Source organism: Lacticaseibacillus zhaodongensis (genome assembly GCF_009687905.1).
In the GTDB taxonomy this organism is placed as follows: Bacteria; Bacillota; Bacilli; order Lactobacillales; family Lactobacillaceae; genus Lacticaseibacillus; species Lacticaseibacillus zhaodongensis.
The window spans coordinates 60,573-72,435 of sequence record NZ_BLBG01000010.1; the positions used below are offsets into that span (position 1 = coordinate 60,573).

Annotated in this window: 11 protein-coding genes; 3 read left to right on the top strand and 8 right to left on the bottom strand. The window is 49.4% G+C overall.

The annotated features are described in order from the left end of the window. Position 1 precedes the first annotated feature (1 nt). Positions 2-748 carry a hypothetical protein gene (locus GN107_RS08045; protein WP_155287244.1) on the top strand — a complete coding sequence of 249 codons (747 nt, stop codon included), beginning with the start codon at positions 2-4 and terminating at the stop codon, positions 746-748. Positions 749-895: 147 nt separating this feature from the next. Continuing rightward, a complete protein-coding gene (locus GN107_RS08050) occupies positions 896-1,702 on the top strand; it encodes a Cof-type HAD-IIB family hydrolase (protein WP_230678585.1) in 807 nt (268 codons plus the stop codon). An 87-nt stretch (positions 1,703-1,789) separates the two neighbouring features. Here GN107_RS08050 and efp read toward each other — a convergent pair whose 3' ends face one another. After that, the gene (gene efp / locus GN107_RS08055) at positions 1,790-2,353 is read right to left on the bottom strand and encodes an elongation factor P (protein WP_155287243.1); all 564 of its coding nucleotides are present in this window, start codon (positions 2,351-2,353) and stop codon (positions 1,790-1,792) included. Positions 2,354-2,766: 413 nt separating this feature from the next. Continuing rightward, positions 2,767-3,561 (bottom strand): nicotinamide riboside transporter PnuC, encoded by a 795-nt coding sequence (gene pnuC / locus GN107_RS08060; RefSeq protein ID WP_230678584.1) that lies wholly within the window; start codon positions 3,559-3,561, stop codon positions 2,767-2,769. Between the two features lie 822 nt (positions 3,562-4,383). On the opposite strand from pnuC, the gene fba reads away from it, so the two are divergent. Beyond that, positions 4,384-5,265: a class II fructose-1,6-bisphosphate aldolase gene (gene fba, locus GN107_RS08065; protein WP_155287242.1), complete on the top strand. Its 882-nt coding sequence runs from the start codon at positions 4,384-4,386 to the stop codon at positions 5,263-5,265. A 127-nt stretch (positions 5,266-5,392) separates the two neighbouring features. On the opposite strand, the gene GN107_RS08070 is transcribed toward fba, so the two are convergent. The 6 genes from GN107_RS08070 to GN107_RS08095 form a co-directional block, all read right to left on the bottom strand. Beyond that, entirely contained in the window at positions 5,393-6,529 is a 1,137-nt protein-coding gene (locus tag GN107_RS08070; RefSeq protein WP_155287241.1) for a GGDEF domain-containing protein, read from the bottom strand. Positions 6,530-6,709: 180 nt separating this feature from the next. After that, positions 6,710-8,083 carry a PTS transporter subunit EIIC gene (locus GN107_RS08075; protein ID WP_155287240.1) on the bottom strand — a complete coding sequence of 458 codons (1,374 nt, stop codon included), beginning with the start codon at positions 8,081-8,083 and terminating at the stop codon, positions 6,710-6,712. Between the two features lie 237 nt (positions 8,084-8,320). After that, positions 8,321-8,971 carry an EAL domain-containing protein gene (locus tag GN107_RS08080; protein WP_155287239.1) on the bottom strand — a complete coding sequence of 217 codons (651 nt, stop codon included), beginning with the start codon at positions 8,969-8,971 and terminating at the stop codon, positions 8,321-8,323. A 482-nt stretch (positions 8,972-9,453) separates the two neighbouring features. Further along, on the bottom strand, positions 9,454-10,524 hold the full coding sequence (locus GN107_RS08085; RefSeq protein WP_155287238.1) for an IS30 family transposase: 1,071 nt from the start codon (positions 10,522-10,524) through the stop codon (positions 9,454-9,456). Positions 10,525-10,746: 222 nt separating this feature from the next. Beyond that, positions 10,747-11,361, bottom strand: a complete 615-nt coding sequence (locus tag GN107_RS08090) for a CadD family cadmium resistance transporter (protein WP_003678449.1) — start codon at positions 11,359-11,361, stop codon at positions 10,747-10,749. Position 11,362: 1 nt separating this feature from the next. Beyond that, on the bottom strand, positions 11,363-11,731 hold the full coding sequence (locus tag GN107_RS08095) for an ArsR/SmtB family transcription factor (RefSeq protein WP_003678450.1): 369 nt from the start codon (positions 11,729-11,731) through the stop codon (positions 11,363-11,365). Positions 11,732-11,863: the final 132 nt, after the last annotated feature.

The following is an 11,863-nucleotide window of genomic DNA, read 5'->3' on the forward strand; positions in this document are numbered from 1 at the left end:
AATGCATATTGAGATTGATACGACGGCGAAGGGGTTGACCATTAACCTACCGCAGACTGCAGCGACCATCACGGTTGGTCCGGTGCAGGCAGATCCAGATGCGGCCCTGCTACTTTTTGCTAAGGACCACCAAATCGTGAGTGGCGGGACCACGGCCGAAGACGCCGACCGGCAGCTCGCCTTGACCCTGCAATGGGACCAGGAGGGTGAATACTTACAGCGGATGTTTGCGGCCAAAATTGCCGGGACGGATGTTGCGGATGCAGGCGTGCCTGCCGGTGCTTACCAGGCAGTGGCGGCGGTTTTTGCAGACCTCACGACTGCCCTGAGCCTGCTTGGTTACACTTTTGGACAGGCAGCGGCAAAGCCTGCAGCGAAACGGCCCGGCAAGCCGCGGCACCGCTTTGACCGTAAACTGGCGGACACACCCTTTACGGTGGATCACGACGGGGCGCACGCCACGGTCTACTGGCGCAAGGCCAAAGAAATGGAGATTGCTCCCGGCGCCCGGCTGCGCACGGAACAGTTGCTGAACAAGGATGGGTCGGAGAGTTACAGTGCCAAGTATGGTGACAAGCTGCGCGCCGATCACGCTGCTGCGATCAAGGACGGTGTGACCACGGCGGCAGTCACCCTGCGAAGTGTTAACGAAGTCGGTTCGTTCCTGTACTACGGCAACACTAATAGTTGGTTGCAGTTACTGAATGCAGAGGGTAAAACGCTGGATGAGCTGACGCGGATCGGCTAAATTAGCCGTTACGTTTTGTCTCCCGAATGGTCAACCGCGGAAACTGTTTCGCCGAATAAAACGGTAAAAACTGGTCAAAGCTAATCGTAACTGTTATTATCTTTAATGTAAGCGATAACAATTATATGTTAACGGGGGACTTTAAGAATGCAGGAACGTAAGCTCGTGGCTGTCGATATGGATGGCACCTTTTTGAATGATGCGATGGATTACGATCGGCCACGCTTTGCTAAACTACATGAACAGATGGTGAATGCTGGGGTGCGGTTTGTCGTCGCTAGTGGGAACCAGTACTTCCAGCTGCGCTCATTTTTCACCCAGTATCCGGACACCATCTATCTGTCCGAGAATGGTGCATTAATTCGGGATGACGAGCAGGTGTACTTCAAGGCGGCGTACGACCGCGACACCGCGCTAGCAGTTATCGATGTATTAGAGTCGTATCCGGCTGTCTCGTGGACTGCGTGCGGTTATGAATCTGCTTACGTTCTGAAGACGGCTGGTGCGGATTACATCACGGACGTTAATAAGTATTACCACCGCCTGCAGTTGATCGACAATCCTGGCGACATCAACGACGAGATCCTCAAGTTCTCGACCCACTGCCCGGCCAGTGAGACGGCTGATTATGTTGCTGAATACGCCCGCCGCTTGCAGGGACTGGCGGAGCCGACCTCTAGTGGGCACGGCGACATTGATATCATTCAGCCCGGCATGAACAAGGCGAAGGGGCTCAAGGAGCTCGCCCGCGTCTTGGGCGTACGGCAGGCGGATGTGATTGCGTTCGGTAACGGCGGCAATGACATCGAGATGTTGCAGTACGCCGGGGATGGTGTGGCCGTGGCCAACGCCGACCCAGACGTCTTGAAGGCCGCCGACCACGTGGCCCCGAGTAACAATGATTCTGGGGTCCTCGCTTACGTGGAACAACTTGTTGGCGCGGTCACGGATTAATTTTTAAACTAAAAACTGCTCCCCAGTCATGCAACGATGAACTATCGTCGGAGACGGGGGAGCAGTTTTTAGTTGATTTGATTAAGCTTAGTCGTTGGCGCGCTTAGCGTAAGCACCCTTGTCGGTGTTAATGATCAGGGCTTCGCCTTCCTTGATGAAGTCAGGCACGCTGACAACGAGACCGGTCTCCATGGTTGCGGGCTTGCCAGAACCAGTTGCGGTTGCACCCTTGATGGAAGGAGTGGTTTCCTTAACGGTCAGGGTAACGGTACTTGGCAGGGTGATCCCGATCACTTCGTCGCCGTAGAACTCAATTTTGACGTTGGTGTTGGGCAGCAAGTAGAGCAGCTCGTTTTCGATACTGGAGGTTGGCAACTCGTACTGTTCGTAAGTTTCCAGATCCATGAAGTAGGCGGTGTCGTCCTGGGTGTAAAGGAACTGGGCATCTTTGCTTTCAAGAATTGCCTGTTCAACTTTTTCTGTTGGGCGCATCGTGGTCTGAACGATGGAGCCAGAGCGGACGTCGTAAAGCCGCATCTGCATAACGGTGTTACCCTTACCTGGCTTGTGGTGGTTAGTTTCGAGAACCTTAATCAGTTTCCCGTCCTTTTCAAAAGCCATGCCGCGCTTCAAGTTAATTGCTTCAATCATGTTGTTCTCCTAACCGGTAGCCGCGTTTGGCCGCTACCATTGTGTATTTTTTGTTTTCCGCAAGCCGCAACTAAGCGGCGTAGTCAGCCACGTGTCGCGGTGGCGGTATCGGAACTACGCGGGCGCAGTAGTGTGCGCTGGTCTCAATTAACATCAAGGGATCTCCCATCATTTATCGGGGGCGCGGCGGTGAAGCACCGCGTTATTCCCCAAGCATAATCGCGGGTTGCACGCCCGCATCGGTATTGGCCACATTAGGCCGCTAATCCCCATTATAGCAAATATCACGGCCAGGAGTAATTCTTTGTGCATTCGGCCCGCAGCAGCGGCAGTAATAGGGTGGGGCCAAGCGAAATTCTGGGTAATAAAACAGCGGCTACCCGTGGGGGAGCCGCTGCGTGGAATAATTATTTTTAGTTTTTAAGAATTCCCTGTTCCTTAACTTCCTGGTAGTGCTTAGCGCTCCAAGGAGAGTAGAACTTGCCGTAGATTGCGGTGACGAAGTAAGTCAAGGTCACAACCAGCATTGGCAGGGATGACTGGGAGTAGCCACCCTTGAGCGCGGTGAACCACAGGAGGACGTTAACTGCGTCTTCAGCGAGCCACAGCGTGTAGGTGTCATTGTAGTGCATAACAACCATGACGGAAGCAGTTGCCCCAATGGAAAGAACGAGTGAGTCCCAGAGTGGGTTGGTGTCACCGAGCATTGAGTAGATATGGAACATGACGAACCAAGCGACGGCAATCACGCCGAGAACCAGGGCCCAACCGCGGCGGTCGAGGTGGCGCAGCTTCGCGTCAAAATCTTCACCCCATGTCCGCCACTTGAACATCAGTGGTAGGTCGATGCAGGCAACAAAAACGGTTTGGTCAAGAACGGAGGCGTAGTGCCCGGCGTTCCAGTTGACGAAAATAAAACCAATTGCGGAGATGAAGCCTAGTAGGCCGTTAACACTCTTGCCAACCATCATCGCGCAGACGCAAAGCAAACCGAAGAGGGTTGCCGCAAAGGTAATGGTGGTAACGAGATTGATTTTGTTCATCAGGAACAATGCGAGCTGGAAGGAAACACCGAACCAAAAGATGGACCAAGGTGTCGCGTCCCAGCCGGAGAGTTCTGACTTGATCCATTGCCAGTAATTACCCTCAAATCGTTTAACGTCCTGCGTGTTGTTGCTACGTGAATCTGATGCATGCTCTTGTTCCATAGTGCTTCCTTCTTTCGTATGTTAGGCCTGAGCGTCACCGCCCCAACCTTGTCCCCACCCACTATCTGGTGGTTCGTTAAAAATTTTTGTCAATATGTAGTGCTAATAGCAAACTACAATACCGAATATGGTATACCATCGCGCGTGGCTCGTAAAGTTCAAGCTTGTGTATAAACTCACTAAAAATTGGTATTAAGCAGTAGCCCCTTACAGAAAGATTTGCCGCAAGCGTGCACCTGCTGCTGCTTGCCATTTGTGGATAGATAACGAGATTAATTTGTTGATAACTTTTACTACAAGGCTCCTTTGCCCGGTCAGAGTCTGAGGACTAGTGAATTTCTGATTAATCCCCCGGTTCTGGGGATTAGTCAGAAATTGTAACTAGCCGCAGGACTCTGGGGAAAGGAGCTGGACTAAAAACAAGGCTCCTTTGCCCAATCAGAGTCCGAGGACTAGTGAATTTGTGATTAATCTGCGGGTTAGAATCTGCGGATATGGAATTTTTCTTAGCGTCATCTCATGCTCACCTCAAAAACGGCCTACTGACTGCAGTGCTAGCAGAGACTGAATGATATTGAGATAAATTCACGTGCAACGGAAATAACCGGTCTGGAATAGCGCCACAACAAGATTAGGCCTTGATCATTAATGTACGTACTAAAATTGATACAGCTTGTGTCGGCGCTTACAAACTATGTGGTGGCGTCACTGTGGCATTTTTCCAGATTTGTCGTTCGGGTTTTGCACCCTGATTCAGAAAAGTGTGCTAGAATGACTTAGTAAAATAAATTACTTCAGAATACCTCAGGAGGGTTTTATCTAATGCCATTAGTACACGGTACCGAACTCGTACAGGCGGCTCGTAAGGGTCACTACGCAATTGGTGCGTTCAACACCAACAACCTTGAATGGACTCGTGCCATCCTTAAGGGTGCTCAGGATCTTAACGTTCCCGTTATCATCCAGACATCCATGGGTGCTGCTAAGTACATGGGCGGCTACGAACTTTGCAAGGGCTTGATCGAAGCTACTGTTAAGTCAATGGACATCACTGTTCCAGTTGTTATCCACCTTGACCACGGTAACTACGAAGCTGCTAAGGAAGCTATTGCAGCTGGTTACAACTCAGTTATGTTTGACGGTCACGACCTGCCATTCGCTGAGAACCTTGAAAAGACCAAGGAAATCGTTAAGTTGGCCCACGCTAAGGGTATCTCCGTTGAAGCCGAAGTTGGTTCTATCGGTGGTGAAGAAGACGGTGTTATCGGTGAAGGTGAACTTGCTTCTGTTGAAGATGCAAAGACACTTGCTGACACTGGTATCGACTTCCTTGCAGCTGGTATTGGTAACATCCACGGCAAGTACCCTTCAAACTGGAAGGGTCTGCACTTTGACCGTCTGAAGGAAATCGGCGACGCCGTATCCGTACCACTCGTTCTCCACGGTGGTTCAGGTATTCCTCAGGAACAGGTTGAGAAGGCTATCACCATGGGCATCTCCAAGCTGAACATCAACACTGAATGCCAGCTTGCTTTTGCTAAGGCTACTCGCGAATACATCCTTGCTGGTAAAGACCAGGAAGGCAAGGGTTACGACCCTCGCAAGATGCTCAAGCCAGGTACCGACGCTATCACAGACACCTTCAAGGAAATCTGTGGCTGGATGGGTACCAAGTCAGTTAAGCTCGTTCCAGAAGAACTGTAATATTCTTCTACTAGCTTCATAATTGATTGTGCGTTGTTGTTGCTGCTCCGCGCCGATGATAACGTACCACGAAAAAATCCGCCCCAATCGGGACGGATTTTTTTATACATATTTTGAATCGCAGTTTTTAAACGTCTTGATCGTTATCGGTGGTGAGGTAGTCGCGACCAGAACGCTTCGAATGGTAGAGGTAGCCGTCTGCCCGGCGGAAAACATCGTGCTGACTCTCATCGTCAGCACGCATCATCGTTAGGCCCATTGAGGACGTGTACTTGATAGTCTGGCCATCTTCAGTGGTGACGGTAATTTTGCGGACTGCCTGCTGGCACTTCTTAGCAAGAGCCACGGCTTCCTGTTCATTAGTGTGGGTCAGGATGATGGTGAACTCCTCGCCCCCAGTTCGGAATAGGGTGGCGTTGTGCGGCGCTTCCGTCTCCAGGGTGGTGGTAATTGTCTCAGCAAAGGCCAGCAGGGCTTGGTTACCGGCCGTGTGCCCGTACGTGTCGTTGATATGCTTGAAGTGGTCGATGTCCATGGCGATGATACCAAAATCTTGGTGGGACTTGCCAGCCGCAAACTGCGCGTCAGCTTCCTTGCTGTAGGCGAGCCAGTTCCGGACATCCGTCATGCTGTCGTGGTAGATGTCGCGGGCATTGGTCGCGTTGCGAATGTGTTCCTTGCGCATCACATACATGTACAGGAAGTTAGAGACGGATGTAAAGACGTAGCTGATGAAGACCGATACTTGCAGTGCTGGTGAGATGTGCGTGGTCAGGAGCACGTTGAGCCAAAACAGGATGCCAACGACGGTTTTGAGCATCAGCCGGGTTAATACGTGTTCATCAAAGGGGAAAAAGTAGCGGTTTTCAAAGACTAAATAGCCGAGGAACACGAACATGCTGACGATGGTCTGGAAGTTGATGTTTTCGGGAAAAGTGAATCCATAAATAATGAAGGTCACGATGACTGGCGTTAGAATTCCCGGGAGAGTCTTCAGGGAATTAGTCAGGCTGATCATGATCAGAATCTGACAGTTGAGCAGAATCATGGTCGTTTCCATGTAATTGGCTGATTTAGCAAGCCAAATCAGGATTACCGCGACCAGTAGGTAATACGCGGCGTAAACTAACTCTTTTCGCCAGGGGTAGGGGTCATTGCCTTCAACGTCTTCATCTACCCAGTGCATGAGGCGCTGGAGCACGGAAATGAAGCCAACGTTGAAGAACGAGATGAGAATGATTGAATAAACCATTATGTTAAACATAGGCTTGCACCTGGATTCGTTGGAGTGAGCCCGGCTGAACTCGCCAATGGCTTCACCCCCATTATGAACAAAAGTATAGACAAATGCAGCTTAGATTTGCAATTTTGTACAAAATAACCTTTGAGCGTACAAAAAACAGCAGCGACAAATATGTCCCTGCTGCGACTTTTGCTGATTGATTTAAGCTTGGCTTCGTAACCTAGCAATCAAGGTGCTGTAAACATCGTTGCGAATAAAGTTATCAACGGTGATAATTTCTTGGTCTGGGCCTACCTGAGTCCGAACTAGCTTGAGCAGACTAGTTTTGGTGATGATAATGTCGCCCGGTTCCGGCTGGATTTGGTTGATTACCATTGCGCTGAGCTTGATGTTCGGCGCTGTTCCCCCTTGGGCCAGCTTACCGCTGAAGACGTGCGCCCCAATTGCAGGGGAGCCCATTTCCTCAGTGCCGGCGAAAATCACGCGGAGCGGATGCTTGGTCGTTGCAACGCTTGCCGCATCGGCAGCCACCATCGCGGGGCCCGTTACCATGTCGCGGTGGACAAACGGAACGGCGACGATGAAGGAGACAACGGTTGAGACTGCAATGCCCGCGAGCACTGCGAAAAACTGACTGAAGCCGCGGGGAGTGAGCAGAAGAATCGTGATCAATGATCCTGGCGATGCTGCTGACTTCAAGCCGGCATCAAAGAGCGAGAAGGTGAAGGTGCCGGAAACACCACCGGCAATGACGGCCAAGAAAAGCATTGGCTGCATGATGACGTAGGGAAAGTAGATTTCGTGAATGCCCCCGATAGCTTCAATCAAAGCTGCACCGGGCGCGGACTTTTTGGAAGCTCCGTGGCCGAAGAGGGCAACCGCAGTCAGAATCCCGAGTCCAGGGCCGGGGTTGGTTTCAAGCAGGAACAAAATGGACTTGCCCCCGTGCACAGCCTGTTCAACCCCCATGGGCGTCAGGACCCCTGAGTTAATGGCGTTGTTGAGGAAGAACACCTTGGCCGGCTCAATCACGATGTTGGCGAGGGGCAGTAAGTGCCGCGCAATCAGTGAAGTAGTTGCAATAGCGAGCGCGTCGTTAAACACGTTGACGATGGGGTCAACGATGTAAAATGCTCCGAGAATCAGCAACATTCCCATAATGCCAGACGAGAGGTTATTGACGATCATCTCAAAGCCCTGCTTAACGTGCGGCCGCAAGAAGTTATCCCATTTTTTGAGGCACCAACCGGCGATGGGACCACAAATCATTGCCGGCAAAATAGCGAGATAATTGCTCCCCACAATGGCGCCAATACAGGTAACGGCGCCGACGACACCGCCGCGCTGTTCATAAACGGCTTGGCCACCGGTGTAGGCAACGAGCAGGGGCAGAAGGTAATGACCAAAAGGAGTGATGATTTTGGCGATTGCCGGGACGGGGAACCAACCACTAGGTAAGAAAATAGCAGACAGCAGTCCCCAAGCAATGAAGGCACCGATGTTCAGGAGAACCATGTCGGCAATCCGGTTCGTTACTGCCTGAAACTTACCGTGAAACACTGAAGATATTTGCATGTAGATTGCCGCTGGGTGGCGGTTTCCTCCCTTCCTGTGGGATGCTGATCTAACTTGTCGCGTTGAGAACCATTAGTCCTCAGCTTCAAACCGTCCCGCTCCGCTCTGTGATTATAGTCGAGCTGCGCCCCGCAAAAGCTTGCGGTTAACACACTCTGGTCCGCATGCTTAAAGCCCAGGCATTTGGCCCAGAGTCCGTTAATCCTCAGCTTCTGAGCGCGGGGCTCCGATCTGTGATTATTGCAGCAAGTGCGGCCTACCGAAGTAGTACCCTTGCAGCAGGTCGGCGTGATAGTTATGTGCAATTTGGAGATCGGACTGGGTTTCAAAGCCTTCGATGGCGAAAATTACGTCTGCAATTGAAGCCTGTTCACGCCAGAATTGGAGCTGCGGCGTGACCAGCGTGATGAAGTCCTTCTGATTATGGAAGTTTTGGAGCGCAAACTTGTATTCCTGGACGTAGGGAGCAAGGGCACTGACCAAATTAATTTGGTTTTCACCCGTGCCGACGTCGTCCAAGCAAACCCAGAGGTCGTGGCGCCGGAAGGAATTGGCCGCTTCAGCCAACTGTTTTAGGCTGACCCGACCGTTGTGTTCGGTCAGTTCAACAATGATTTGGACGGTTGGACAGGCGAATTGAGCCCGACTGAGTTCGTGAATATAGCGGGTTGATACGAAGTCGTCCGGATCGAGATTGATTGATACCATCTGCGTGTTGCCGGAAACGTGGTGCAGTGTGTTAATGAGGGCATCCGCAAATTCGGCGGCGTCAAACTTGCCGAAATCGTCGGGGAAATGCCACTTGCCATCAACGTATTCGCGTAGGAATAGCTCGTAGCCGATAAATTCATGTTTCGCGTACTTCGGCTGACCAAAAAAGCTAATCATTCCGCCGCTCCTTTCGCTTAACAAACAATCACAGTCCCCTTATAGTGGGGCAAAATACTCCACCCCAAATATACACTATTAGTCAATCAATAGGAACAAAATGGCTACTTGTCGTGTGTTTGTGAAAAGGGTGGTTAAAAATACAACAAAGGTAACGTACGGCCGTCCCGAACTGTGGGTGGTCGACTCGCGTATTTTACTTATCGAGCTAATAATAGCGCAATAAAAGGACGTCTGTTAGTACCCAGACGTCCTTTTTGAAATATTCAAGGTGAACCGACAATGATTATTTAATAACAGCTGATTTTCTAAAAGCTTGTTCATTGACTGGAAAAGTTCCAATTTCGGACTGACGCGCTCCTTATTGGTATAGATAAAAGATCCGGACGTTTAAATTGAAATCGATCCGCAAATTGCAAGAACAAGTTAGCCACCCCATGGCACGACACCGTGAGATGAACTGTTATCTTTGATGAGTTGAGTTAGCTGGCTACGACTACCTTGGCAGCTCGTCGCTGAGCTCGGGCGCGCTCAGCGATGAAGACTTCCTCGGTCGTGCGATATTTGAGTTGGCGACGAGGGAGGCGGTTGAGCCGATCTTGAGTTTCGGCGACAGCTTGTGGGCTGACAGCGTCTAGGGATTCACCTTTGGGAAAGTCTCGCCGAACCATCTTATTGTGGACCTCGTTGGTGCCGCGCTCGCTGGAACGGTATGGATGCGCATAGTACACGGTGGCCACGCCATCGAGCACCGAGTCTAGGTCGGCAAACTCAGAGCCATTGTCGGCAGTAATTGTTTTAATGACGTCGCCGTACTCCGCAACGATACCGCGCATGGCGTAGTTTACGGAGTCGGCGTCGCGGCCATCAATCAGACGTATGAACTGGAAACGGGACTTGCGTTCGATGAACGTCATAATGACACTCTCTTGACCATCACGCTCACCCACCACTGTATCTAACTCGAAGTGGCCGAACTCACGGCGACTATCCACACGTTTGGGGCGCTCATCGATACTGCGTCCAGTAAGCAGGCGTTTATGCTTGGTGTTGGCCTTGTGCTTGATGTGGTGGCTGGTCTTCTCCAGCAGATCAATATTCTTGATCTCCAGGAGCTGAGCATCAATGTAGCTGTACAGCGTCGCCGTGCAAACCATCTCCTCGGGTCGATAGAGCTTCTTTTCCTTGGCTCGGCCAACCACGGCGTCTGGGGACCAGCCGTCTTGTTTGAAGTGTTCTGTGAAGTGAGCGATGAAGTCAGCGGCTTGGACGAGCTTGAGAGGTCTGTGGCATCGCCGCCGGTTCTCTTCGTAGCGAAGCTGGGCTGTCTCAGCGCTGTATTCAGTGCGATACACACGCTTGCCATTGATCTTCTGAACCTGATCGATCTGGCCTCGGTTTAGCTCGTTGGCGACGGTTTGCCGGCAGATACCAAGTATGCGTGCAATTTCTCGATTTGACTTCTCCTCTCCATGAAGTGCAGCGATTTTTCCACGTTCGAAAGCAGTCAGATGGTGACCTTTGGTGTGAGACATGATATTCTGTTCTTGCATCAAGACGATACCTCTTTCATTAATTGTGTAGGAACTTTAATGATAACAGGTCATATCGACTTGGTGTTTTTTGTTTTGTCTGAGTGCTAACGATAGTGGCTAACTTGATTGTAAAACGCGGGCAATAAAATCAATACCATCAATGCTTATCACCAAACGCAAAAAAATCACCTTCAAAAGAAGATGATCAATGAATGATAAAAAATATCGACTACTGCTTAATTAAAATAATAGCTGCATAATATGCCTAATAGTGTCACTTTCAAGAATGATCATGATGCCTAAACCAATATAAATAATGGCCATGATCCAATCACCAAAACGATCAAGAAAGTTCTTTACAAAATTCACTTGTGAGAACTTATCACCAAGGAAAACTAAAAAATAAATACAAATGGTAAAAACAAACAGCGTTACGATTAGCTGTACCAGTGATAATGATACGAAGTAAGGAACAAAAAGGCCAATATTATCCGCACCACAAGAAGCTACCGTAATTAAAGCCACCGTTGCAATTAAATTCTTATTTTTACGCGCTTCAATTTTCTGATCAACTTCTGCGGCTTCATCTTCTTTGCTAAATATATATTTGATTCCAAAGGCAATGGGAATCAACCCTAAAAAACCTAGTAACCATTTGGCGGGTACGTAATGGAGAATAAATGCAAAAAACAAACTAATTCCAATGAGCGTATATGAGCCTAAGAACTGACCAATATAAATTTGTCGGCGATGCTTTGTTGAACGATATTTTGAAAAAAGTAACATTAAAATAACTAATAAGTCGATTGCAGTTGATGTATAAAGAATAATACTCGTTATAATTGTCCTGATCATTTTATTTTCCCCCACCAGCATTGATTTTTCCGGCATCTTCAGCTAAACACCATGCCCGTTCTAATAAAATTGCCGTACATTCATCAATGATCTGATATTCAATGAAGTTGCCATTACGCTTCGCTTTAACTATCTTTTGATCTACTAGACGTTGTAACTGGTTTGAGATGGCTTGGACCTTCATATTTAGTGATGTAGCAATCTCACTAACGGCCATATCTGGTTCACGCGTTAAGCAATGTAAAATTCTTAGCCGCGTATTATTTGCGAGTACTTTAAAAAGTAAAGCAATGTCAGCGGCTTGATTCTCATTTAACAATGCCCGATCAGCCAAATCTGGTTTACCCGGACAACAGTCTACTTGTATCATTAGATCACTCCTCGTTTATTAATCTATTACATTATATCATGTAATAGTGTTGTACCGCAAATTGCAAGAACAAGTTAGCCACCTGGCCCGATCCGGCGTATGAAAGCCTGTTATCTATGAAGTTGGTGAGTT

Excerpts from the sequence above, each read along its gene's own strand:
- GN107_RS08085 (WP_155287238.1), bottom strand. The coding sequence starts at position 10,524 with ATGCAAGAACAGAATATCATGTCTCACACCAAAGGTCACCATCTGACT.
- GN107_RS08070 (WP_155287241.1), bottom strand. The coding sequence starts at position 6,529 with ATGTTTAACATAATGGTTTATTCAATCATTCTCATCTCGTTCTTCAAC.
- GN107_RS08045 (WP_155287244.1), top strand. The coding sequence starts at position 2 with ATGCATATTGAGATTGATACGACGGCGAAGGGGTTGACCATTAACCTA.
- pnuC (WP_230678584.1), bottom strand. The coding sequence starts at position 3,561 with ATGGAACAAGAGCATGCATCAGATTCACGTAGCAACAACACGCAGGAC.
- GN107_RS08090 (WP_003678449.1), bottom strand. The coding sequence starts at position 11,361 with ATGATCAGGACAATTATAACGAGTATTATTCTTTATACATCAACTGCA.
- GN107_RS08075 (WP_155287240.1), bottom strand. The coding sequence starts at position 8,083 with ATGCAAATATCTTCAGTGTTTCACGGTAAGTTTCAGGCAGTAACGAAC.
- fba (WP_155287242.1), top strand. The coding sequence starts at position 4,384 with ATGCCATTAGTACACGGTACCGAACTCGTACAGGCGGCTCGTAAGGGT.
- GN107_RS08095 (WP_003678450.1), bottom strand. The coding sequence starts at position 11,731 with ATGATACAAGTAGACTGTTGTCCGGGTAAACCAGATTTGGCTGATCGG.
- efp (WP_155287243.1), bottom strand. The coding sequence starts at position 2,353 with ATGATTGAAGCAATTAACTTGAAGCGCGGCATGGCTTTTGAAAAGGAC.
- GN107_RS08080 (WP_155287239.1), bottom strand. The coding sequence starts at position 8,971 with ATGATTAGCTTTTTTGGTCAGCCGAAGTACGCGAAACATGAATTTATC.
- GN107_RS08050 (WP_230678585.1), top strand. The coding sequence starts at position 896 with ATGCAGGAACGTAAGCTCGTGGCTGTCGATATGGATGGCACCTTTTTG.